At 71.9% G+C, this 23,597-nt stretch carries 19 protein-coding genes and 1 tRNA gene; 13 read left to right on the top strand and 7 right to left on the bottom strand.

Going from position 1 to position 23,597, the window contains the following annotated elements; translation table 11 throughout:
* The first annotated feature begins 130 nt into the window (after positions 1-130).
* Together ACFVH0_RS29045 and ACFVH0_RS29040 are read left to right on the top strand one after the other, a co-directional pair.
* Positions 131-1,216 (top strand): S-(hydroxymethyl)mycothiol dehydrogenase, encoded by a 1,086-nt coding sequence (locus ACFVH0_RS29045; RefSeq protein WP_385824933.1) that lies wholly within the window; start codon positions 131-133, stop codon positions 1,214-1,216.
* Positions 1,216-1,845, top strand: coding sequence for an MBL fold metallo-hydrolase (locus tag ACFVH0_RS29040; RefSeq protein ID WP_385824931.1), 630 nt, complete (start codon positions 1,216-1,218; stop codon positions 1,843-1,845). Before ACFVH0_RS29045 ends, ACFVH0_RS29040 begins: the two co-directional genes overlap by 1 nt.
* A 13-nt stretch (positions 1,846-1,858) precedes the next feature.
* On the opposite strand, the gene ACFVH0_RS29035 is transcribed toward ACFVH0_RS29040, so the two are convergent.
* The 3 genes from ACFVH0_RS29035 to ACFVH0_RS29025 form a co-directional block, all read right to left on the bottom strand.
* Positions 1,859-2,794 carry an RluA family pseudouridine synthase gene (locus tag ACFVH0_RS29035; RefSeq protein WP_385824930.1) on the bottom strand — a complete coding sequence of 312 codons (936 nt, stop codon included), beginning with the start codon at positions 2,792-2,794 and terminating at the stop codon, positions 1,859-1,861.
* A 139-nt stretch (positions 2,795-2,933) separates the two neighbouring features.
* On the bottom strand, positions 2,934-5,777 hold the full coding sequence (locus ACFVH0_RS29030) for a glycoside hydrolase family 2 TIM barrel-domain containing protein (protein WP_385824976.1): 2,844 nt from the start codon (positions 5,775-5,777) through the stop codon (positions 2,934-2,936).
* Positions 5,778-5,887: 110 nt separating this feature from the next.
* Positions 5,888-5,972, bottom strand: a tRNA-Leu gene (locus ACFVH0_RS29025).
* A 184-nt stretch (positions 5,973-6,156) separates the two neighbouring features.
* On the opposite strand from ACFVH0_RS29025, the gene ACFVH0_RS29020 reads away from it, so the two are divergent.
* From ACFVH0_RS29020 to ACFVH0_RS29010, 3 genes are all read left to right on the top strand, one after another.
* On the top strand, positions 6,157-7,482 hold the full coding sequence (locus ACFVH0_RS29020) for a M20/M25/M40 family metallo-hydrolase (RefSeq protein ID WP_385824928.1): 1,326 nt from the start codon (positions 6,157-6,159) through the stop codon (positions 7,480-7,482).
* Positions 7,483-7,646: 164 nt separating this feature from the next.
* Entirely contained in the window at positions 7,647-7,880 is a 234-nt protein-coding gene (chpH, locus tag ACFVH0_RS29015; RefSeq protein ID WP_385824926.1) for a chaplin ChpH, read from the top strand.
* Between the two features lie 138 nt (positions 7,881-8,018).
* On the top strand, positions 8,019-8,741 hold the full coding sequence (locus ACFVH0_RS29010; protein ID WP_385824924.1) for a chaplin: 723 nt from the start codon (positions 8,019-8,021) through the stop codon (positions 8,739-8,741).
* Positions 8,742-8,807: 66 nt separating this feature from the next.
* On the opposite strand, the gene ACFVH0_RS29005 is transcribed toward ACFVH0_RS29010, so the two are convergent.
* Entirely contained in the window at positions 8,808-8,996 is a 189-nt protein-coding gene (locus ACFVH0_RS29005; protein WP_030918345.1) for a DUF5703 family protein, read from the bottom strand.
* A 47-nt stretch (positions 8,997-9,043) separates the two neighbouring features.
* On the opposite strand from ACFVH0_RS29005, the gene ACFVH0_RS29000 reads away from it, so the two are divergent.
* Positions 9,044-9,700 carry a hypothetical protein gene (locus ACFVH0_RS29000; RefSeq protein WP_385824922.1) on the top strand — a complete coding sequence of 219 codons (657 nt, stop codon included), beginning with the start codon at positions 9,044-9,046 and terminating at the stop codon, positions 9,698-9,700.
* 63 nt (positions 9,701-9,763) lie between these two features.
* Here ACFVH0_RS29000 and ACFVH0_RS28995 read toward each other — a convergent pair whose 3' ends face one another.
* Positions 9,764-12,208, bottom strand: a complete 2,445-nt coding sequence (locus ACFVH0_RS28995; RefSeq protein ID WP_385824920.1) for an ATP-dependent RecD-like DNA helicase — start codon at positions 12,206-12,208, stop codon at positions 9,764-9,766.
* Positions 12,205-13,188: an aldo/keto reductase gene (locus ACFVH0_RS28990; RefSeq protein ID WP_385824918.1), complete on the bottom strand. Its 984-nt coding sequence runs from the start codon at positions 13,186-13,188 to the stop codon at positions 12,205-12,207. The genes ACFVH0_RS28995 and ACFVH0_RS28990 overlap by 4 nt, the downstream gene beginning before the upstream one ends.
* 140 nt (positions 13,189-13,328) lie before the next feature.
* Here ACFVH0_RS28990 and ACFVH0_RS28985 point away from each other — a divergent pair, with 140 nt between their 5' ends.
* Both ACFVH0_RS28985 and ACFVH0_RS28980 read left to right on the top strand, forming a co-directional pair.
* Positions 13,329-14,378: an LLM class F420-dependent oxidoreductase gene (locus ACFVH0_RS28985; protein ID WP_317867797.1), complete on the top strand. Its 1,050-nt coding sequence runs from the start codon at positions 13,329-13,331 to the stop codon at positions 14,376-14,378.
* Between the two features lie 406 nt (positions 14,379-14,784).
* Positions 14,785-15,573 carry a ferritin-like domain-containing protein gene (locus tag ACFVH0_RS28980; protein ID WP_385824916.1) on the top strand — a complete coding sequence of 263 codons (789 nt, stop codon included), beginning with the start codon at positions 14,785-14,787 and terminating at the stop codon, positions 15,571-15,573.
* Between the two features lie 36 nt (positions 15,574-15,609).
* Here the strand turns inward: ACFVH0_RS28980 and corA are convergent, their stop codons facing one another.
* Complete coding sequence (corA, locus tag ACFVH0_RS28975) at positions 15,610-16,605, bottom strand: magnesium/cobalt transporter CorA (protein ID WP_385824914.1); 996 nt, start codon at positions 16,603-16,605, stop codon at positions 15,610-15,612.
* A 59-nt stretch (positions 16,606-16,664) separates the two neighbouring features.
* Between corA and ACFVH0_RS28970 the strand changes: the two genes are divergently transcribed.
* From ACFVH0_RS28970 to ACFVH0_RS28950, 5 genes are all read left to right on the top strand, one after another.
* Positions 16,665-17,366, top strand: coding sequence for a histidine phosphatase family protein (locus ACFVH0_RS28970; RefSeq protein ID WP_385824912.1), 702 nt, complete (start codon positions 16,665-16,667; stop codon positions 17,364-17,366).
* Positions 17,367-17,508: 142 nt separating this feature from the next.
* Positions 17,509-18,099, top strand: a complete 591-nt coding sequence (locus ACFVH0_RS28965; RefSeq protein ID WP_385824910.1) for a DUF3090 domain-containing protein — start codon at positions 17,509-17,511, stop codon at positions 18,097-18,099.
* Positions 18,063-18,926 (top strand): SCO1664 family protein, encoded by an 864-nt coding sequence (locus tag ACFVH0_RS28960; RefSeq protein ID WP_385824908.1) that lies wholly within the window; start codon positions 18,063-18,065, stop codon positions 18,924-18,926. Before ACFVH0_RS28965 ends, ACFVH0_RS28960 begins: the two co-directional genes overlap by 37 nt.
* Positions 18,927-19,080: 154 nt before the next feature.
* Positions 19,081-20,310 (top strand): cysteine--1-D-myo-inosityl 2-amino-2-deoxy-alpha-D-glucopyranoside ligase, encoded by a 1,230-nt coding sequence (gene mshC, locus ACFVH0_RS28955; RefSeq protein ID WP_385824906.1) that lies wholly within the window; start codon positions 19,081-19,083, stop codon positions 20,308-20,310.
* A gap of 148 nt (positions 20,311-20,458) precedes the next feature.
* Complete coding sequence (locus ACFVH0_RS28950) at positions 20,459-23,503, top strand: NPCBM/NEW2 domain-containing protein (RefSeq protein ID WP_385824904.1); 3,045 nt, start codon at positions 20,459-20,461, stop codon at positions 23,501-23,503.
* Positions 23,504-23,597: the final 94 nt, after the last annotated feature.

The following is a 23,597-nucleotide window of genomic DNA, read 5'->3' as shown; positions in this document are numbered from 1 at the left end:
AACCGGTACGTCCCACCGGGCGGACGGCAGTCGTTTCCCGCCAACGCGGCGCGCCGCCGTGACACCCTCACTGGGCGTACGGTTGTTCGCGATCGATCTTCGCAAAAAGACGGAAACAGGAGACCACGGTATGTCGCAGCAGGTGCAAGGGGTCATCGCACCGGGGAAGAACGAGCCGGTACGGATCGAGACGATCGTGATCCCGGACCCGGGCCCCGGCGAGGCCGTGGTGAAGATCCAGGCGTGCGGCGTCTGCCACACCGATCTGCACTACAAGCAGGGCGGGATCAACGACGACTTCCCCTTCCTGCTCGGCCATGAGGCCGCGGGCGTGGTGGAGTCCGTCGGCGAGGGCGTCACGGACGTCGCCCCCGGCGACTTCGTCGTCCTCAACTGGCGTGCCGTGTGCGGCCAGTGCCGCGCGTGTCTGCGCGGCCGCCCCTGGTACTGCTTCAACACCCACAACGCCAAGCAGAAGATGACCCTGCTCGACGGCACGGAACTGTCGCCGGCCCTCGGCATCGGCGCCTTCGCCGAGAAGACCCTGGTCGCCGCCGGCCAGTGCACCAAGGTCGACCCGGAGGTCTCCCCGGCCGTCGCCGGGCTGCTCGGCTGCGGCGTGATGGCGGGCATCGGCGCCGCCATCAACACCGGGCAGGTCGGCCGCGGCGACTCGGTCGCCGTCATCGGCTGCGGCGGCGTCGGTGACGCGGCGATCGCCGGCGCCCGGCTGGCCGGCGCGGCGAAGATCATCGCCGTGGACATCGACGACCGCAAGCTGGAGACGGCGAAGACGATGGGCGCCACGCACACCGTCAATTCCCGCTCCACCGACCCGGTCGAGGCGATCCGCGCGCTGACCGACGGCAATGGCGCGGACGTCGTCATCGAGGCGGTCGGCCGCCCGGAGACGTACAAGCAGGCCTTCTACGCCCGCGACCTCGCCGGCACCGTTGTCCTGGTCGGCGTCCCCACCCCCGAGATGCAGCTGGAGCTGCCGCTGATCGACGTCTTCGGGCGCGGCGGCTCGCTCAAGTCCTCCTGGTACGGCGACTGCCTGCCCTCGCGCGACTTCCCGATGCTGATCGACCTGCACCAGCAGGGCCGGATCGACCTCGGCGCGTTCGTCACCGAGACCATCGGACTCGGCGACGTCGAGCAGGCCTTCGCCCGGATGCACGACGGCGACGTGCTGCGCTCGGTGGTGGTCTTCTGATGGCCGCCCGCATCGACCACCTGGTCACCTCCGGGACCTTCGCCCTCGACGGCGGGGAGTGGGACGTCGACAACAACGTCTGGATCGTCGGCGACGACACCGAGGCGATCGTCATCGACGCCGCCCATGACGCCGCCGCCATCGAGGCCGCGCTGAACGGCCGTACGCTGCGCGCCATCGTCTGCACACACGCGCACAACGACCACATCGACGCCGCCCCGGCCCTCGCCGGGGCGACCGGCGCACCGATCCTGCTGCACCCCGACGACCTGCCGCTGTGGAAGCAGACCCACCCGGACCGTCTCCCGGACGGCGAACTGGCCGACGGCCAGGAGCTGGAGATCGCCGGAACGACCCTCCAGGTCCTGCACACCCCCGGCCACGCCCCGGGCGCCGTCTGCCTGTACGCACCCGGGCTGGGCACCGTCTTCACCGGGGACACGCTCTTCCAGGGCGGACCCGGCGCCACCGGACGGTCCTTCTCCCACTTCCCGACCATCGTCGAGTCGATCCGGGACCGGCTGCTCACCCTCCCGCCGGAGACCACCGTCCGTACCGGACACGGCGATGCCACCACCATCGGCGCGGAGGCGCCGCAGCTGGACGAGTGGATCGCCCGCGGTCACTGAGAACCGCGGACCATCACCGGTCCGGCCACGCGGAGAGCCGCAGCCCGCTCTCGAAGCGGCGCGGCTCGCCCGTGACCGGATCGGTGAACTCCAGCACCCGGGCCAGGAGCTGGAGCGGACGCGAGAAGTCGTCCGGTGCCCCTTCCGCCTCGACCACCGGATAGACCGGGTCATGGACGATCGGCAGCCCCAGGCCGTTCATGTGGACCCGCAGCTGATGGGTCCGCCCGGTGGCGGGCAGCAGCCGGTAGCGGCCGAGCCCCTCCCGGTGCTCCAGCAGCTCGATCCGGCTCTCGCTGTTCGGCTCGCCCGGCTCCTCGCGCGCGGCGATGACCCCGCGCTCCTTCACGATCCGGCTGCGTACGGTCCGCGGGAGGACCAGTGCGCAATCGTAGGGCGCCACCGCCTCGTACTCCTTGCGTACCAGACGGTCCCGGAACATCGTCTGGTACGCGCCCCGCTCCCCGGGCCGTACGACGAACAGCACGAGGCCCGCGGTCAGCCGGTCCAGCCGATGGGCCGGCTGGAGCGCGGGCAGGTCCAGCTCACGGCGCAGCCGGGCCACCGCGGTCTCGGTGATGTGCCGGCCGCGCGGCGTCGTCGCCAGGAAGTGCGGTTTGTCGGCGATGACGAGGTGCTCGTCGCGGTGGACGACCCCGACCGGGAACGGCACCGGCTCCTCCGGCGCGAAGTCCCGGTGGAACCAGATGAACCGGCCCGCCGCGTACGGCTCCCCGGCGGAGACCGGGCCCCGCACCGAGACGAACCGGCCCTCGGCGAGCATCGCGTCCACCCGCCGCGCCCCGATCGCGTCCGCGAACCGCGCCAGCAGATGATCACGCACCGTCGGCCACGCCCCGTCCGGGTCCTCCGGGAGCCGCAGCCGGACCGGGTCGATCCCGTCCCGCTGCGGCAGCGGCGCCGCCGGGGGCTTCGCGCGCCCCCTCATCGGGGAACGCCGACCGCTGCGGCGGTGCTCATGGTGCCGGCTCCTCGCTCCGTCGCCCGGGGTGTCCGCACATTATCGCCGGTCACCGGGCCGGAGCCGCCACGCCCCCGGAGCACGGGCCGGGCCCCGGCCCCGCCGCTCAGCCCAACGGCGAGAACACGAAGGAGAACTCCGCGGGCCGCGCGTCGAGCCGGTACTCGGGCAGTACCCCCGGCCCGCACGAGTGCGAACCGATCCCCTGCACCGCGTGATCCAGGTTGACCCAGACGCTCCCGCCGGCCCGCAACTCCGGTGCGTGCCCGGCCGCATCGAGCTGCTCGCTCGTCCACCGCCGCGCGGTGAACCAGAACGGCGCACCTCCCTCGATCCGTACGCCCGCCCCGCCGCCGTCCGTCAGCTCCGCCCACCGGACATCGGCCCGCGCGCCGTTCTCCTGGGGCCGCACGTACGGCGTCTGCATCTCGTCCACGGACATCCCCCATTGGCCGAGCACCGAGGCGGCCCGGGTATCCGGGTACGCCTCACCGGGCCCGCCGCCGAACCAGCGCGCCGCGCCGTACGGGGCGGGCAGCCCGAACCGGACGCCCAGCCGGGGCAACGGCACCCGCCACTCGCCCTCCGGTATCACGGACACCGTCAGCCCCAGCCGCTCCCCGTCGGCCGTCCACCGGTACGCGGTACGCAGCCCCAGCCCGCCCCCGGCCGGCGCCACCCTGGTCCGTACGACCAAGGCGTCCTCGCCGGCCTCGACCGCGTCGACCCGGTGCCGCATCCGGTGCAGCCCCGACTCCCGCCACCGCAGCCCGTACTGCTCGTCCGGCTGCCACGCCGCCCCGTTGTCGTTGTCGGTGGGCGCCCGCCAGACATCCAGCCGGAGCCCCTCCAGCGGCACCGCCCCCAGCCGCACCGGAGCCCCGGTCACCGCGTCGAAGACCCCGGGCCCCAGGGTGATCAGCCCCTCGCCCCGCTCCGGCCGCGCACCCACCGCGGCGGCGGGAGGGACGGCCGCGCCCGCCTCGGCCTGCCCCCACGCCACCACATGCCCGCACTCGCCCCAGGAGGTGTCCCGGGCCAGCACCGCCCGTACGGTCCACACCCCGGCACCGTCCATCGGCAGCCGCACCTCGGCGGATGCGCCGGGCGCGAGCTCCGGCACCGCCAGCGTGCCCGATCCGACGGGCACCCCGTCCACCTCGTGCGACCACTCGAAGTCCAGGTGCGCCGACCCCGCGAAGTCGTACCCGTTGGTGATCCGGACCGAGCCCGGCCCCGTCAGGGGCTCGATCCGCACCGGTTCGACGACCTTCTTGTACTCGATCAGCCCGGGGGAGGGGGTGCGGTCGGGGAAGAGCAGCCCGTCACAGACGAAGTTCCCGTCGTGCAGCTCCTCGCCGAAGTCCCCGCCGTAGGCGAAGCCGTGCTCGGGGTGGGCGATGCCGTGATCGATCCACTCCCAGACGAACCCGCCCTGGCAGCGCGCGTACCGCTCGAACAGCCGCTGGTACTCGCCGAGTCCGCCCGGACCGTTCCCCATCGCATGTGCGTACTCGCACATCAGGAACGGCATCGCACGCCGTCGCGCGTCCGCCTCCGGATCGGCCAGCGGCTCCTCCGCCCGGCGGCCGATCAGCTCGACCTCGGCGTGCGTCGGGTACATCCGCGAGTACAGGTCGACGTCCCGGCAGGAGAGATCGCCCTCGTAGTGCACCAGCCGCTCCGGATCCCGCCCCCGGATCCACTCGGCCATCGCGCTCAGCCCGCGTCCCGTCCCGCACTCGTTGCCGAGCGACCAGATGATCACCGAGGCGTGGTTCTTGTCGCGCTCCACCATCCGCGCCGCCCGGTCGAGCAGCGCCGGGGTCCACCGCTCGTCGTCCACCGGGTTGCCGCGCCACTCCAGGCCGCCGAAGCCGTGCGTCTCCAGATCGCATTCGTCGATCACCCACAGCCCCAGCTCGTCACAGAGATCGAGGAAGGCGGGATGCGGTGGATAGTGGCTGGTCCGTACGGCGTTGATGTTGTGCTGCTTCATCAGCACCAGGTCACGCCGCATGGTCGCGGTGTCCACGGTCCGCCCGGTCTCCGGATGGAACTCGTGCCGGTTCACCCCGCGGAAGAGCACCCGCCGCCCGTTGACCCGGACGAGCCCGTCCTCGACCACGACGCTGCGGAACCCCACTCGCAGCCCGATCCGTTCGCCGGAGGTCACCAGCTCCCCGTCGTACAGCCGGGGCGTCTCGGCCGTCCACGGCTCGACGGCGACGGTCACCGTCTCACCCGCCGCGACATCGATCCCCAGCTCGGGCACCAGGACCCGGCCCTCGGCTCCCTCGCACTCCACCCGCAAGGTCCCGGACCCGTCGCGGTGGTCGTACCCGGCGTGCACGAAGAAGTCCCGGGGCGCGCCCGGCGGCCGCTCCAGCAGGGTCACGTCCCGGAAGATCCCGGGCAGCCACCACTGGTCCTGGTCCTCCAGATAGCTGCCCGACGACCACTGGTGCACCCGCACCGCCAGCACATTGCCCTCCGGCCGCAGCAGCCCGCCGACGGCGAACTCGTGCGGCAGCCGTGACCCCTTGAAGTCGCCCAGCTCCTGACCGTTGAGCCAGACACGGGCGCAGGACTCCACCCCGTCGAAACGGAGCAGCACCTCCCCGTCCCCCGACCACCCGGCGGGCAGGTCGAAGCTCCGCAGATGGTCGCCGGTCGGGTTCTCGGCCGGCACCCTCGGCGGATCCACGGGGAAGGGGTACACCACGTTCGTGTAGGCGGGCGCCCCACCGGTCCCCTGGAGCACCCAGTGCCCGGGAACCGCGACCGTCGCCCACCCCGAGGCGTCGAACCCCGGGCGCGCGAACGACTCGTCCCGGGTGGCGGCACCCGGCGAGAGCCGGAACCGCCACCGACCGTTCAGCGAAAGCCGTCCGGCGTCCGAGTCCGGGTACCAGGCGCGTGGCGCCGTCCCGCCGGAACCGGGGTTCATGTCCTCGTACCAGGGAAGGGCGGGCGCGTGTGTGCGGATCACAGGGACTCCTCGCTCGGGGCGCAACGCAAAGTGCCGATCAGGATATTTCCTGATCGGCACTTGCTCTGTGTCCGAGGGGGGACTTGAACCCCCACGCCCGATAAAGGGCACTAGCACCTCAAGCTAGCGCGTCTGCCATTCCGCCACCCGGACAAGGTGTCTGTCTCGCGGGCCCTGGCCCGTTCCGACGTGGAAAACAATAGCAAACATTCGGGGGTGCTCGATCACGCCCCGGACGGTGTGAAGGGTGCATGACGGGGGGTGGGTGCCCTTGGGTGTGCGGGCCAGGCGCGGGAGGATGAGGGGGAGCACCACAGCGACAGTGGAAGGAAGCAGCGTGAGCGAGACCAACACGGCCCGGACCGTCTCCGGCGAGGACGAGGTCGTGGACCTCTGTCGTGAGCTGATCCGGATCGACACCAGCAACTACGGGGACCATTCGGGACCGGGGGAGCGGGGCGCGGCCGAGTACGTCGCGGAGAAGCTCGCCGAGGTCGGACTGGAGCCGCAGATCTTCGAGTCCCACAAGGGCCGCGCCTCGACCGTGGCGCGGATCGAGGGCGAGGACCCGTCCAGGCCCGCCCTGCTCATCCACGGCCACACCGACGTGGTTCCGGCCAATGCGCACGACTGGACGCACCACCCGTTCTCGGGCGAGGTCGCGGACGGCTGCGTGTGGGGCCGCGGCGCGGTCGACATGAAGGACATGGACGCGATGACCCTCGCGGTCGTCCGCGACCGGATGCGCAGCGGCCGCAAGCCCCCGCGCGACATCGTGCTGGCCTTCCTCGCGGACGAGGAGGCGGGCGGTACGTACGGCGCGCGGTACCTCGTGGACAAGCACCCCGGCCTCTTCGAGGGGGTCACCGAGGCGATCGGCGAGGTCGGCGGCTTCTCCTTCACGGTGAACGAGAAGCTGCGGCTCTACCTCGTCGAGACGGCCGAGAAGGGCATGCACTGGATGCGGCTCACCGTGGACGGCACCGCCGGCCACGGCTCGATGACCAATGACGACAACGCGATCACCGAGCTCTGCGAGGCGGTCGGACGGCTCGGGCGGCACAAGTGGCCGGTCCGGGTGACCAAGACCGTACGGTCCTTCCTGGACGAGCTGTCCGACGCGCTCGGCACCCCGCTCGACCCGGAGGACATGGAGGCCACGCTCGCCAAGCTGGGCGGCATCGCCAAGATGATCGGCGCCACGCTCCGCAACTCGGCCGCCCCCACCATGCTGGGCGCCGGGTACAAGGTGAACGTCATCCCCGGCCAGGCCATCGCCCATGTCGACGGCCGGTTCCTGCCCGGCTTCGAGGACGAGTTCCTGGCCGACCTGGACCGGATCCTCGGCCCGCGCGTGAAGCGCGAGGACGTGCACGGCGACAAGGCGCTGGAGACCAGCTTCGACGGCTCGCTCGTCGACGCGATGCAGGTCGCCCTGAAGGCGGAGGACCCGATCGCCCGTGCGGTGCCATACATGCTCTCCGGTGGTACCGACGCCAAGTCCTTCGACGACCTGGGCATCCGCTGCTTCGGATTCGCCCCGCTGAAGCTGCCGCCGGAGCTCGACTTCGCGGGCATGTTCCACGGTGTGGACGAGCGTGTTCCGGTGGACGGTCTGAAGTTCGGCGCGCGGGTGCTCGACCGTTTCATCGACAACTGCTGACGCCTTGCCGGATTTCCGCCGACTTTCCGCACCAACAATCGCCAGCGTGTGCGTATTTGACCGGAACGAGTGAAAGGGGCAATACGCTCGTAGCCCGATTACCTCTTCCTCGTTACAAGTGATGCGGTCCGCGGCTGGGACCGCATTGCCAACTAGGAGGAATAATGATCAAGAAGGTCGTCGCTGCTGCGGCTGTCACCGGTGGTCTGGTGCTCGCGGGTGCGGGCATGGCCGTCGCGGACTCCGGTGCCCAGGGTGCCGCTGTCGGCAGCCCCGGTGTGATCTCGGGCAACAACATCCAGGTGCCCATCCACGTGCCGGTGAACCTGTGCGGCAACACGATCTCCGTGATCGGGCTGCTGAACCCCGCCTTCGGCAACACCTGCATCAACGCCTGACGTTGTGCGTCAACCCGTAAGGGTTTGAATCCGGTCGGCCCCGGAGTGCACGCCATGCACTCCGGGGCTGCTGGGTACTCCGCCCCCGCACGGTCAAGTCCGGGGGTTTTCCGGAAGGCAGAAGGCAGGAATCAACCTATGCGACAGGTCACGCGTAAAGGCCTGATCACCATGGCGGCCGCGGGCGGGGCGCTCGCGCTCAGCGGCGGTTACGCGCACGCGGACGCGGGAGCGTCCGGCGAGGCGGTGAATTCCCCGGGGGTGCTGTCAGGGAATTCGGTACAGATCCCGGTCCATGTACCGGTCAACGTGTGCGGCAATTCCGTGGACGTCGTGGCACTGCTCAACCCGGCGTTCGGGAACACCTGCGGAAACGGTTCCCAGGATGACTCCCCGGGCAAGCACGTCTCCGGCAGTCACGTCTCCGGCGACCTCACCCAGGCGAGCCGGCCCGGCAAGGGCAAGCACCGGGCCCCCATCGGCGGCGGGACGACGGCCCAGGGCGTCGCGACGGGCTCGCCGGGGGTGTTGTCCGGCAACAACATCCAGGTGCCCATCGACATCCCCGTGAACGTCTGTGGGAACAGCATCACCATCGGCGGTCTGCTCAACCCCACCTTCGGCAACGACTGCGAGAACGGCCCGGACGTCGTCACGCCGCCGCCGGTCACCCCGGTCACCGAGCACAAGCCCCCGGCGCCGGAGAAGCCGGCCGTGCCGAACGTGCCCGAGCCCCAGAACGTCCCGCAGCTCGCACACACCGGAGCGGGCGGGCTCGACCTGCTGATCCCGGCGAGCGCGGGTCTGCTGCTGGCGGGTGCGGGCACGGTGCTCTACCGCCGCGCCCGGATGTCCGCGTAGCGGACCGGGACGGCGACACCAGCACCACGAAGGGAGCGGGCCCGCGCATGCCGGGCCCGCTCCGACTCACCAGGTGGCCCGGAGCTGGCGGATGATCCGCCGCCGCAGGCGCACCCTTCGACTGCCGTCGCGACGCAGCGTCAGCCGGTCCAACTCCCAGTGACCGTACTCGGCGTGGTCGGTCAGCAGGCGGGCCGTTTCCTTCCGGGACACCCCGCGCGGCACGTACACATCGACAAATTCGTATTCCGGCATCGCATCTATTGTGCGGGCAGAGCCCGTGTACGGATAGCGTCTGCACTATGTCTGATGCTGCGCAGCCCACCGCTGCCGAGGTACGCGCCGCCGCCGAGGCGGTCAAAACCGCGCTCGACCACCACCTCGCGGCCGTCGAACGCCGGACCGGGGACGACGACGCGGCCGTCTATGACGCGTTCAACGCACTGGCCGCTGCCGCCGAGTTCTACGACGAGTTGCTCTACGACCGATACGACGAAGTCACCCCTTTCGAGATCCCGGGTGCGGAGGATGCGCTGCCGCCGTACACCGGCCCCGAGGAGCCGAACGCACTCAGTGTGCTGATCCGGCGCGACTACGCGGTGGTGGAGCCGCCGAGGCTGCTCGCACAGGCCCAGCGGATCGCCGACCTCGACCAGGACGAACGCGGCGGCAGCGCCGCGGTCGTCGGCTCCAGCGTCCACGCGGCGCTCGGGGTGCTCTTCGGGGAGTACGAACCCGACGAGATCGCTTCCCGGCACACGGAGTTCGGCCTGGAGGAGGGGGACTCCACGCTCTGGGTCACGGCCGCCGAGGAACTTCCCGAGGCGGGGGAGTGGCTCGGCGCACCCTTCGACGACGCGGATCCGCAACTGGTGGTGTGCCGCTTCGACGTCAGCGCCGTCTTCGACGAGGACGAACCGGACGAGGAACCGGCCCGCCTGGCGGCGGACAGCTCCTGATCCACCGGCCGGACGGGCTCGGCGTCGAGCCCGTCCGGTGCCGGCGTCACCGCCGGGGCCCGGTCAGTCGGCCGGGGTCTCCAGCAGGGTGCGCAGCCGCGTCGTGCGGTCCTGGGCCGGGGGCTGGGCGACCGCGCGCGGCAGCGCCTGATCCACCCCGTGCACCACGGACAGATGCCGCTCGCCGCGGCTGAAAGCGGTGTACACCCAGGAACGGCTCAGCCCCTGTGCCGCGTCGCCCGGCAGCACGACGACCACCGCGGGCCACCGCATCCCGGCCGCCTGATGGGCGCTGAGGGCCCAGCCATGGCGTACGGAGGACTCCACCCGGTCCTGGGGCACGACGACCTCCGTGCCCGCGCAGTCCAGATGCAGGCCCTCGGCGTCCGCCGAGACGACCACGGCGGGTTCGGCCCTGCCGGGCGCCGGGACATGGACGACGCGGTCGCCCGGGTCGAAGCCGCCGAACCGGCCGGGGCCGGGATTGAGCCGCTGTTTCAAAGCCGCGTTCAGCGCCCGGGTGCCCGCCGAGCCGCCGTGGCCGACGGTGATCACCTGAGTGTCCGACGACGGTACGCCGATGGCGCGCGGCACCGAGTCGGCCACCAGTTGCACGGTGCGGTGCACCGCTTCGCCCGCATCGCGCACGGGGACGATCACCACCTCCTTGCCGGGCGCCTCGACCTGGTTGAGCTCGCCGATGCCGATGCCGGAGACCAGCTCGCCGATCGGCCCCGCATCCGGGGTGCGGGAGACGATCTGCGGGCACGCGCGCGCCGCCAGCACATCCGCGAACACCCGCCCCGCACCGGCCGATCCCAGCACGCCCGGATCACCGCTGAGCACCAGTCGGGTGCCGTCGGCCAGGGACTCGACCAGGATGGCGGCGGTCTCCACGTCCAGCTGCGGGGCGTCCAGCACGACGAGCAGGTCGACGGCGATCGCCCCTTCCTCGTCGCGTCCCGGCCCCTGCTCGCCCGAGAGCAGACCGGCGAGGGTGACGGCCGTCTCCGGGTCGCCGGTCGCCCCGGCCAGCCGGCGCCTGCCGTCGGCGCTGTGCGTGGCACCCAGGGCGCGCAGTCCGAGGGCGCGGGCCGCGGTGATCAGGGCGGCGGGCTCGGCCCTGGCGGCCTCGCCCCCCGTGTGTGCCACGAGACCGTGGGCCGCGACCGCGCGGATCAGCTCGGCTGCGGAGGGAGAGCTCGCGGCCGAGGCAGCCTGCGTCCAGTCGGCGTCCTTCTCGCAGGCGTTGACCAGCCGGGCCAGCCCGTCGGCGAGGCTCTCCTCGGCGAGTGCGTAGCGGTCGAGGCCGAGCAGCACCTGCACCGGCTCCTGCCCGGCCCGCTCGGTGTCCGAGCCCTCGTCACCGCCCCCGTCGGATTCCGCGGGCGCCTCTGCCCCCTGGCCGTCGTGGTCCTGCTCGTCCTCCTGGCCGTCCTGGAAGACCAGGACGACTCCCTCGGCGACGGCGTGCTGCACGGCCGCCTCGGGATCGCTCACCGAACGTCCGGCCAGCGCGGCCCGTACCTCCGACGCGTCCAGCGCCGTGTGGCCCCGGAGCGCGGCCCGCTCCAGCAGCCAGCCGACCAGTGCGGCGGTCCGCCGCTCGTCGTCCGGACCGCACTCGGCACCGAGCAGGGCCCGCGCGAATCCGTCGGCCTGCTCGGGCGTGACTCCCGGCACGCCCAGCAGCCGCCAGGGGTCGGCGCGCAGGGCGTCGGCCGCCTGTGCCCCCAGGGCCTCGGCCGCCGGCCCCGCCAGCGCCGCCGGAGCCCCGCCCTCGGCCAGCACGGCGGCGGTCGCGGCGACGGCCTCCGGCGGGGCGCTCCGCGGTGCCCGTGCCGGTTCGGGGACGCGGGGGCGGGCCGGGGCGGGCCCGGGCGCGGTCCGGCGGGGGGCGGCGGGTGCGGGGGAGTCGAAGAACGAGGTGGCGGGCTGCTCGCCGCTCTCCACCGCGCGCACGGCCGCCAGCAGGTCGGCCGCCTTGCCGCTCAGCTTCCCCCCGGCGGCGATGGGGCCCTCCTTCTCGGCCTTGCGCTTCTCGATCCGCTCCCGCAGCTCACGCTGTGCGGCGAGCTCGGCCGCCGCCTCGGAGAGCGGCGCGACAGCGGGCTCGGCGCCCGCCTCCGCCCCGGCCCCGGAGCCCGCCCCGGCCCCGGCGCCGGAGTCCCCGGCCGCTTCGGCAGCGTCGTCCGCGGCTCTGCCCGATTCGCCGTCCGTCGCCGCGTCGTCCGCGACCTCGGCCGGCTCATCATCCGTCGCATCGCCCGCATCGCCCGGCCCGGTTTCCGTCGCCGTGTCGTGCGTGGTTTCGCCCGTTTCCCCGGCCGTCGTGTCGTCGGCCGTGTCGTGCGTCGCTTCAGCCCGTTCGCCGGTCCCGGGGGCGCCGTCGTCCGTCTCCGCCCCGTCCCCGGTGGACGGGGCGGGTACGGCGGCGGAGGGGGGCGCGACGACGTCGTCGTCGGCGGCCGGGGAGCCGGGGGTTTCCCCCCGGGGAAGCGCAGTCACAGCGTGCTCCAGTCCTGGTCGGGATAGCGGTGCACGGGCGCCGACACGTCGTCGAGCGCCTGGCAGATCTCGTCAGGAAGACTAAGCGCCTCCACTGACAATGCCTCCGTGAGCTGCTGCGCGTTGCGCGCGCCGACGATCGGGGCCACCACCCCGGGCCGGTCCCGGACCCAGGCGAGAGCCACCTGGAGCGGCGTCGTGGCCAGCCCGTCCGCCGCCGTCGCGACCGCGTCCACCACGCGGCTCGCGGCCTCGTCGAGATACGGCTCGACGAACGGAGCGAGCAGCTCCGAGGCGCCGCGCGAGTCCGCCGGAGTGCCCGACCGGTACTTCCCCGTGAGGACGCCGCGGCCCAGTGGGGAGGAGGGCAGCAGCCCGACGCCGAGATCGAGGGCGGCGGGCAGTACCTCGCGCTCCACTCCCCGCTGCAACAGGGAGTACTCCATCTGGGTGCTCGCCAGCCGGGTGCGCCCCCCGGGCGCGGCGAGCTGCCAGGTCGCCGCCTTGGCCAGCTGCCAGCCGCAGAAGTTCGACACCCCCGCGTACCGGGCGCGTCCGCTGGACACCGCCAGATCCAGTGCCTGGAGGGTCTCCTCCAGCGGGGTCACCGGGTCGAAGGCATGGATCTGCCACAGATCCACATGGTCCGTGCCGAGCCGTTCCAGGGAGTCGTCCAGCGCCGCCAGCAGATGCCCGCGCGATCCGTCGAACCGGCGGTACGGATCGGCCACGCTGCCGGCTTTCGTCGCGATGACCAGATCGCGCCGTGGCACCAGGCCGTCGAGGAGCTGGCCGAGAAGATATTCGGCCTCCCCACCGCCGTACACATCGGCCGTGTCGACCAGCGTGCCGCCCGCCTCCCAGAAGGCTTTCAGCTGTTCGGCAGCGTCGTGCTCATCGGTGTCCCGGCCCCAGGTGAGGGTGCCGAGCCCGATCCGGGACACTCGAAGGCCGGTGCGGCCGAGATGCCTCTGCTCCATGGGCGCTGAGATTACTGGCCAGAACCCCACTCGGCGGAAGCCTGTGGACAACCCGGCGTCAAGTCGCCCCTGCCGGATCACGCCGCCGCGCGCTAGAGTCCGGAGCTCAGGGACGTTACTGATCAGTAAGGGGAGCGGCTATGCGGCTCGGCATCAATCTCGGTTACTGGGGTGCGGGAATGGACGGCGACAATCTCGCCGTCGCCCAGGAGGCCGACCGGCTCGGATACGACGTCTGCTGGGCGGCCGAGGCGTACGGCTCCGACGCACCGACCGTGCTCTCCTGGGTCGCCGCCCGGACCGAGTCCATCGACGTCGGCTCCGCGATCATGCAGATCCCGGCCCGCCAGCCGGCCATGACGGCGATGACCGCCGCCACCCTCGACTCGCTCTCCGGCGGCCGGTTCAGGCTCGGCCTCGGCGTGTCGGGGCCGCAGGTCTCCGAGGGCTGGTACGGAGTCAAATTCGACAAGCCGCTGGCCCGCACCCGGGAGTACGTCGAGATCGTCCGCCGGGCCATGTCCCGCGAACGGCTCTCGTACGAGGGCGAGCACTGGACGCTGCCGCTGCCGGACGGTCCGGGCAAGCCCATCAAGCTGACCGTCCACCCGCAGCGCGAGCACATCCCGCTCTACATCGCCGCGATCGGCCCGAAGAACCTGGAGCAGACCGGCGAGATCGCCGACGGCGCGCTGCTGATCTTCCCCTCCGCCGAGCACCTTGAGGACACCGCGGTGAAGTACCTGCGGGCGGGCCGGGAGAAGGCGGGCCTCACCATGGAGGGCTTCGACGTCTGCCCGACCCTGCCGCTCGCCGTCGGCGACGACGTCAACGGCCTCGCGGACATGTTCCGTCCGTACACCGCCCTGTACGTGGGCGGCATGGGCAGCCGGAAGCAGAACTTCTACAATCAGCTCGCGCAGCGCATGGGCTACGAGAAGGAAGCCGCCGAGATCCAGGACAAGTACCTGTCCGGCGACAAGAGCGGCGCCGCCGCCGCCGTACCGCACCAGCTGATCGACCAGACCACGCTGCTCGGCCCGGTCGAGCGGATCGCCGAGCGGATGCAGGCCTACGCCGCGGCGGGTGTCACGACACTGACCCTCGCCCCGGCCGGGTTCACGCTCGACGAGCGGCTCACGGCCCTGCGCGCCGGTACGGACGCGCTGGAGCGCTCCGGGCTCGCCTAGGGCCTCTCGTTCGGATCACGCCGGGCTCGCGTGCCCCGGTGCCGCACCTCGCCGCGTCGTCGTCGGTCGCCGACGCTCTTTCCCCGAGCTCCCGGCTCCGCTCGGCCGGGGGAGATCCCATCCGGCTCCCTCCTGCGCCTTGCGATGCACGACACCGGACCCCGCTCCCTGATCCGGCCCGATCCGAACGAAAGACCCTGGACCCTGTCGGAGCAGGGCAGCACTACGGCCGTGGTGGGGGCTCGGGGCCTCCCCGCCACGGCCGTTATGCATATCAACGCGCGCACGGTCGGGCGGTTACGCCTGCCCGCGCCCCATCCGGCGTAGCCGGGGCTCGTTCCTGTTGCCCGTCCGGGTGTGCCGCACTTGACTGTCGCTCGGTGGACGCGGCACGGAGGTGGCAGTCATGCTCTCGGCAAGGAACCTGTTCCAGGAGATTCTCGACGACGACGAGTCGTTCCGGCTGTTCTGTTCCATCGCGGCCGGCGGCGAGTCCCAGGGCGGCTGGGAGAACGGCCGGATCGCGGCCCTGGTGCCCGAGAGCCAGCGCGCCCTGGCGCCCAAGATCGCCCGGCACGGTGCCGACGAGGACAAGCACGGCCGGATCTTCAACGCGCTGCTGAAGAAGCGCGGGCTCCAGCCGGCGGAGGTCCCGCACGAGACCGACTACACGATGCTGCTGGAGAAGCACGGCATCGGCCTCGCCCATGAACAACTGCGGGGCGAGGAACGGCTCTCCGAGCGCGACATCATCACCTACCTCGCCCACAGCCGGGTCACCGAGCAGCGCGCCTCGGAGCAGATGGCCCTGCTCCGCAAATACTTCGCCGACCACCCCGACCTCGGCCGCGCCGTGAAGATGATCTCCAACGACGAGGACAACCACCTGGCGTACTGCCACGAGGAACTGCTCCGCCTGGCCCGGGCCGGACACGGCCGCACCATCCAGCGCACCCTGCGCGAGTGCGCGCTCGCCGAGATCCGGGTGTACCGCGACGTCAGCCTCGCCGTGATGGACCACATGGGCCGCATCCTGGGCTGGCCCCGGGTCAGGGCGGCGGTGCTGGCCGCCGGGATCCACGCCGTCTACGCCTACGAACGGCTCGTGGGCTGGCGGCGGATGGTGAGCCTGGAACAGCCCGAGCGGCGCGACGCGCTGGGCGGGCCGGCGGCGCCGGAGCCCGGTTTCGCCTGAGCCGGGTACGGACCGGGCGCGGTGACCGCCCGTCCGTCAGAGCCAGCCGCGTCGCTTGAACTGCCGGTACAGGGCGAAGACCGCGGCGCCCATCAGCATGATCAGCACCGGATAGGCCCACAGCCAGTGGAGCTCCGGCATGTGCTCGAAGTTCATGCCGTAGATGCCCGCCACCATGGTCGGCACGGCGGCCATCGCCGCCCAGGCCGAGATCTTGCGCATGTCGTCGTTCTGCCGCACGCCCACCTGGGCCAGATGGGCCGAGAGGATGTCGGAGAGCAGCCGGTCCAGCCCCTCCACGTACTCGTTGGCGCGCGTCAGGTGGTCACTGACGTCGCGGAAGAACGGCTGCGAGTGTTCGTGGACGAACGGCACGTCCGCGCCCGCCAGCCGGGCCATGGGGGCGCTCAGCGGCCCGGTGGCCCGGCGGAACTCCAGGATCTGCCGCTTGAAGGTGTAGATGCGGGCCGCGGTGCTCCTGGTGTCGGCGCCGCCGACCGGCGCGAACACCTCGGTCTCCAACTCCTCCAGGTCGACCTGGAGCTCGCCCGCGACCTCTATGTAGTGGTCGACGACGGCGTCGCTGATCGCGTACAGCACCGCGGTCGGCCCGTGCTTGAGCACCTCCGGCTCGGCCTCCAGCCGGCGGCGTACCGCGGCGAGCGGCGCGCCCTCCCCGTGCCGGACCGTCACGACGAACGAATCGCCGATGAAAGCCATGAGTTCGTCGGTGGTGACCGTGTCGCTGCTCTGCTCGTACACCACCGGCTTGATGACCGCGAAGAGCGAGTCGTCGTACACCTCCAGCTTGGGCCGCTGGTGGGCGCTCAGGGCGTCCTCCACGGCCAGCGGATGCAGCCCGAACTCGCTGCTGACGAGGTCGAACTCCTTCTTTGTCGGCTCGTGCAGCCCGATCCAGAGAAACGCGTCCCCGGTGGCCCGTGCCTCGTCGAGGGCATCGGAGAAGTCGGCGGGGCCGTCGGTGCGACGCCCGTCGCGGTAGATGGCACAGTCCACGATCACGGCGCGCATTCTTCCCTGCCGCGCTCCTTGGCGCACCCCATCCGTGTCGGCGGCCTACGCTGGCCCGTATGCCCACCCTGATCCTCGTACGCCACGGACGCTCCACCGCCAACACCGCCGGGGTGCTGGCGGGCCGCACCCCCGGGGTCGCGCTCGACGAGCGCGGCGCCGAGCAGGCCGCCGCCCTGCCCGGACGGCTCGCCGGGCTGCCGCTGGCCGCCGCCGTCAGCAGCCCGCTCCAGCGCTGCCGGGAGACCCTGCGGCCGCTGCTCGCCGCCCGGCCGGAGCTGGAACTGCACACCGAGGACCGGATCAGCGAGTGCGACTACGGCGACTGGTCGGGGCGCAAGCTCGCGGAACTCGCCGATGAACCGCTGATGGGTGTCGTGCAGCAGCATCCTTCGGCCGCGGCGTTCCCCGGCGGCGAGTCGATGCGCGGCATGCAGGCGCGCGCGGTCGACGCGGTACGGGACTGGAACGCCCGCGTCGAGGCCGCGCACGGCGACGACGCCGTCTACGTGATGTGCTCCCACGGCGACATCATCAAGGCCCTGGTCGCCGACGCGCTCGGCATGCATCTCGACCTCTTCCAGCGGATCCACGCCGACCCGTGTTCGGTCACCGCGATCCGCTACACCAGGCTGCGGCCCTTCCTGCTGCGCCTCGGCGACACCGGGGACCTGGCCTCGCTGGCGCCGGGCGAGCACCCGCGCCCGGCGGCGGACTCGGACTCGGACGCGGCGGTCGGGGGCGGCGCTGGGGCGCCGTGATCGCTTCGCGCAGTAGGGTGGACGCTCCGTAGGCCCCGGGGCCCGTCCGGCGGATCAGAGGTCGGACAGGCCCCGGCCCCGGGGAACGCGTCCCGGGCCCCGGCCGCCCCTCATCCACCGTCGAATTCAAGGGAGACAGGACGTGTCCCGTCAGGTGTTCCTCTACGACCCCCCGGACCGTTTCGTGGCCGGTACGGTCGGGTTGCCTGGACGCCGTACGTTCTTCCTGCAGGCATCCTCAGGCGGACGTGTCACCAGTGTGGCCCTGGAGAAGACCCAGGTCGCCGCGCTCGCCGAGCGGATCGACGAGCTGCTCGACGAGGTGGTGCGGCGGACCGGCGGGAACTCCCCGGTGCCCGCCGTGGCACCGATGGACGTCACCGACACCGCGCCCCTGGACGCCCCCGTCGAGGAGGAGTTCCGGGTCGGCACGATGGCGCTCGCCTGGGACGGCGAGGAACAGCGCATGATCGTCGAGGCGCAGGCGCTCGTCGAGCTGGACGTGGAATCCGACGAGGATCTCGCCGAGGCCGAGGAACGGCTGCTCCAGGACGAGGAGAACGGCCCGCCGATGCTCCGGGTCCGCCTCAGCGGCGCGCAGGCCAGGGCCTTCGCCAAGCGCGCCCTGGACGTGGTGAACGCCGGCCGTCCGCCGTGCCCGCTGTGCAGCCTGCCGCTCGACCCGGAAGGACACGTATGCCCGCGCCAGAACGGATACCGTCGCGGAGCCTGACCGGCGCCGAGCTGGTCGATCTGCTCACCGAGGGCGAGCTCACCGTCCTCGGTCAGATCCGTGGCGCGTCCAACGCGGTGCTCTACTGCACCGTCGCGCGCGACGGCGAGGAGGCGGCCTGCGTCTACAAGCCGGTGGCCGGCGAACAGCCGCTGTGGGACTTCCCGGACGGCACGCTCGCCGGGCGCGAGGTGGCCGCGTACGAGATATCCGAGGTGACCGGCTGGGGCCTGGTGCCGCCCACCGTGCTGCGGGACGGCCCGTACGGCGAGGGCATGTGCCAGCTGTGGATCGACGCGGTCCCCCATGACGACGCGGACGGCGAGGACGACGAGGCGGGGGAGCCGCCGCTGCTCGCGCTCGTCGAGGACGAGGAACCCGGCGAGGGCTGGAAGGCCGTCGCCCACGCCGAGGTCGGCGGGGGCAGGACGGCCCTGCTGGTCCACGCGGACGACGCCCGCCTGCGGCGGCTGGCCGTCCTCGACGCCGTGATCAACAACGGCGACCGCAAGGGCGGCCATCTGCTGCCCGCCCCCGGCGGGCGGCTCTACGGCATCGACCACGGTGTGACATTCAACGCCGACGACAAGCTGCGCACGCTGCTCTGGGGCTGGGCGGGGGAGCCGCTGACGGCCGAGGCCGTCGAGGTCGTCGAACGGCTGGCGGCACAACTCGCGCCGGGCACCCCGCTCGTCACCCGGCTGGGTGAGCTGATCACCGAGGTCGAGATCGAGGCGTTGCGGGGCCGTGTGGCGGGGCTGAGGGCGACCGGCAGGCACCCGGAGCCGAGCGGTGAGTGGCCCTCGATCCCCTGGCCCCCGGTCTGAGCGGAGCAGGCGAGACACCGGTCCGCGGGGACGCGGACCGGGGTGGCGGGCCGCGTCCCGAAGCAGATGGAGCCGCCCGGCGCAAGAGCGCCTCTTCGGTCAAGATCCGGCATCCGGTTCGTATCCGGAACATGCATCCGGTTACGCTCGTGGCATGCATGCCTGGCCCGCTTCTGAGGTCCCCGCCCTGCCTGGCAAGGGCCGCGACCTTCGGATCCACGACACCGCGACCGGCGGACGGATCACCCTTGACCCCGGTCCCGTCGCCCGCATCTACGTCTGCGGCATCACGCCGTACGACGCGACCCACATGGGTCATGCGGCGACCTACAACGCGTTCGACCTCGTTCAGCGCGTGTGGCTCGACACCAAGCGGCAGGTTCACTATGTCCAGAACGTGACCGACGTGGACGACCCGCTCCTGGAGCGGGCCGTGCGCGACGGCCAGGACTGGACCGAGCTCGCCGAGCGCGAGACGGCCCTGTTCCGCGAGGACATGACTGCCCTGCGCATGCTTCCGCCGAAGCACTACATCGGTGCCGTGGAGGCGATACCCGGCATCGTCCCGCTGGTGGAACGGCTCCGCGACGCCGGCGCCGCCTACGAACTCGACGGCGACGTGTACTTCTCCGTCGAGACCGACCCGCACTTCGGCGAGGTCTCCAACCTCGACGCCGAGGCGATGCGGCTGCTCTCCGCCGAGCGCGGCGGCGACCCGGAGCGCCCCGGCAAGAAGAACCCGCTCGACCCGATGCTCTGGATGGCGGCCCGCGAGGGCGAGCCGAGCTGGGACGGTGCCTCGCTCGGCCCCGGCCGGCCCGGCTGGCACATCGAGTGCGTCGCCATCGCCCTCGACCACCTCGGCATGGGCTTCGACGTCCAGGGCGGCGGGTCCGACCTCGCCTTCCCGCACCACGAGATGGGCGCCTCGCACGCCCAGGTGCTGACCGGTGAACACCCCTTCGCCCAGGCCTATGTGCACGCCGGAATGGTCGGCCTGGACGGCGAGAAGATGTCCAAGTCCAGGGGCAACCTGGTCTTCGTCTCGCAGCTGCGCCGCGACGGCGTGGACCCGGCGGCGATCCGGCTGGCGCTGCTGTCGCACCACTACCGGTCCGACTGGGAGTGGACGGACCAGGTGCTCGCCGACGCGGTGGAGCGGCTCGCCCGGTGGCGGGCCGCGGTCTCCCGGCCCGACGGACTGCCCGCCGAGGCACTGGTCGAGGAGGTCCGCGAGGCCCTCGCCGACGACCTGGACGCGCCGGCCGCGCTGGCCGCCGTGGACCGCTGGGCCGAGCGGCAGAACGCCGAGGGCGGTACGGACGAGGGCGCGCCCGGCCTCGTGTCGCGCACCGTCGACGCACTGCTGGGCGTCGCCCTGTAGTACCGAACCGGTAGCACCGCACCGGACGACAACTCGCTGATCCGCACCGGACGTTACCGGTGAACCGGCCTTGGACTTCTCGACGAAGTTCAGGGCCGGTTCCGTTTTGTCCATGGTCAAGTGCTCGGTGTTGCGCTAAAAGCGCTCTATGCAATCATCAACGCGCATCAGAACGGCGGCAGTTGCAGCCTTGCTGGGGCTGCTCGCCGTCCTCTCGGGCCCCGGCGCGGCCCAGGCCGGCGCCGCCGAGCCGGACACCACGGTCGGCGACCTCACCGGATTCTCGGCCGACGGATCCGTCTACCACCTGAAGGCCGGCGCCGCCGAGGCCAGGGTCAGCTTCGTCTCCGACGAGACCTTCCGCATCGAACTCGCCCCGGACGGCACGTTCTCCGACCCGACGGGCGACGACATCGTGCTGCCGCAGGGCACCGCGCCGCACACCCGGTGGAAGGAGCGGGGCGACCGCTACGAACTCTCCACCTCCGACGTCACCCTGCGCGCCTACAAGTCGCCCCTGCGGTTCGCCCTGTACCGGGCGGACGGCAGCCAGGTCTGGTCCGAGGCCAAGGGGCTGAGCTGGAACGGCGAGAAGACCACCCAGACGCTGGCCCGCGGCGCGGACGAGCAGTTCTACGGCGCCGGCATGCAGAACGGCCGGGGCAACACCTCGCACCGCGACAAGACCGTCGAGGTCGGCGTCGACTACAACTGGGACGACGGCGGCCACCCCAACTCGGTGCCGTTCTACCTCTCCTCGGCCGGTTACGGCGTCTTCCGCAACACCTACGCGCCGAACACCTACGCCTTCACCGACCCGGTGACCACCAGCGCGAAGGAGCAGCGCTTCGACGCCTACTACTTCGCGGGCGACAGCGCCAAGGACGTCATCGGGCAGTACACGAAGCTCACCGGCAAGCCGTTCCTGCCGCCCGTGTACGGGATGGAGATCGGCGACGCCGACTGCTACCTCCACAACGCCAACCGGGGTGAGCGCCACACCCTGGACGCCCTGAAGGTCGCCGACGGCTACGTCGAGAACGACATGCCGAACGGCTGGATGCTCGTCAACGACGGCTACGGCTGTGGCCACGAGGACCTCGCCGAGACCGCCGAGGGCCTTCAGGACCGGGACATGCAGCTCGGCCTGTGGACCCAGGACGGCATCGACAAGATCGCCGAGCAGGTGAAGGCCGGCCAGCGGGTCGCCAAGCTGGACGTCGCCTGGATCGGCGCCGGTTACAAGTTCGCCCTGGACGGCTGCAAGGGTGCGTACCAGGGCATCGAGGACAACAGCGACGCCCGTGGCTTCACCTACGCCCCCGAGAGCTGGTCGGGTGCCCAGCGCTGCGGAGTGCAGTGGTCCGGCGACCAGTACGGCACCTGGGACTACATCCGCTGGCAGATCCCGACCTACGCGGGCGCCACGATGTCCGGACTCGCCTACACCACCGGCGACGTGGACGGCATCTTCGGCGGCAGCGCCAAGACCTACACCCGTGACCTCCAGTGGAAGATGTTCCTGGGGACCACGATGACGATGGACGGCTGGGCGGCGAGCGACAAGCAGCCCTTCCGGTACGGGGAGCCGTACACCACCATCAACCGCGAATACCTCAAGCTCAAGGAGTCGCTGCTGCCCTACCAGTACTCCTACGCGCACGAGGCGACGAAGACCGGCGTGGGCATGGTCCGCCCGCTCGTGCTCGAATACCCGGACGACCCGAAGGCCGCGACGGACGCGGCGAAGTACGAATTCATGTCCGGCGAGGACTTCCTCGTCGCTCCGGTCTACCAGGACAGCACCGAGCGGGACGGCATCTACCTGCCGAAGGGCACCTGGACCGACTACTGGAGCGGCCGCACCTACCAGGGGCCGGTCACCATCGACGACTACAGCGCCCCGCTCGACACCCTGCCGCTGTTCGTCAAGGGCGGTGCCAGTGTGCCGATGTGGCCGGGCATCCGCTCGTACAAGGACCGCACCGCCGGCGCCCCGCTCGCCTGGGACATCTACCCGCAGGGCAAGTCGTCCTTCACGCTGTACGAGGACGACGGCGTCACCCGGCAGCACCGCGACGGCAGGTACGCCACCCAGCGGGCCGACGTGGCCGCGCCGGTCCGGGGCGCGGGCGACGTGACCGTGCGGATCGGCGAGAGCAGGGGGAAGTTCACCGGCAAGCAGAGCAGCCGCCCGTACGAGTTCAGCGTGCACACCGGCTCCGCCCCGAGCGCGGTCGAGCTCGGCGGGAAGCTGCCCCGGCTGGGCTCCGCCGCCGCGTACCAGGCCGCGAAGCAGGGCTGGTGGTACGACCGGGACGACCGGGGCGGTGTCGTGAAGATCAAGACCGCGCCGCTCTCCACCGCCAAGGCGTTCTCCGTGAAGCTGAAGCACACCAGCGCGGTCGGCGGGCGGACCGCCGCGGCGAACGCCTTGCTCTCCGCGCCGGCCGGGCAGGAGGTCGGCGCCGGGGCCGAGGGCACCGTCACCGTCGACGTCACCGCGGGCCGGGCCGATGTGACGGACGCCGAGATCGGCCTGGACGTCCCCGAGGGCTGGCAGGTCGCACGGCCCGCGAAGGTGGACCGGATACCGGCGGGCGCCACCCGGCGGGTCGAGGTCTCCGTCACCCCCGCGAAGGACGCCACGGCGGGCGAGGCACGGATCACCGCGCTCGTCCGCTACCGGTCGGCCGGTGAATCCCGCACCGCCACCCAGCGGTTCGCCGCCGGAGTGATGCCGCCGCCGCCCTCCGGCGAGGCCTGGGCGAGCGATCTGGTGTGGCTGAAGTCCACCAACGGCTACGGACCGGCCGAACGCGACCGCAGCAACGGCGAGTCGGGCGCCGCCGACGGCAAGCCGCTGACCCTCGCCGGCAAGACGTACGAGAAGGGGATCGGCACCCACGCCGACTCCGACATCGAGGTCTACCTCGGCGGGCGCTGCACCGCGTTCACCGCTGACGCGGGCATCGACGACGAGATCAACGGCTACGGCGAAGTGGCCTTCTCCGTCGAGGCGGACGGCAAGGTGCTGTGGACCTCCCCGAAGGTGACCGGGGCCTCGGCGACCGTACCGGTCGATGTGAAGCTCGACGGTGCGCGCCATGTGCACCTGAAGGTCACGGACACCAACGGCTCCAAGACCGGTGACCACGGGGACTGGGCCGCGGCCCGGTTCACCTGTTCCTGAATGACCCGGACAGCACGGGAGCGGCGGGGGGGGACGTACCCCCCCCCCCCGCCCCCCCGGCCCGCCCCCCACCCGGGGGTGCACCCAACAAAAC

This window comes from Streptomyces sp. NPDC127117 (genome assembly GCF_042677325.1).
Taxonomy (GTDB): Bacteria; Actinomycetota; Actinomycetes; order Streptomycetales; family Streptomycetaceae; genus Streptomyces.
The sequence above is the reverse complement of the archived record's forward strand: the minus strand, read 5'-3'. Positions and strand labels throughout refer to the sequence as shown.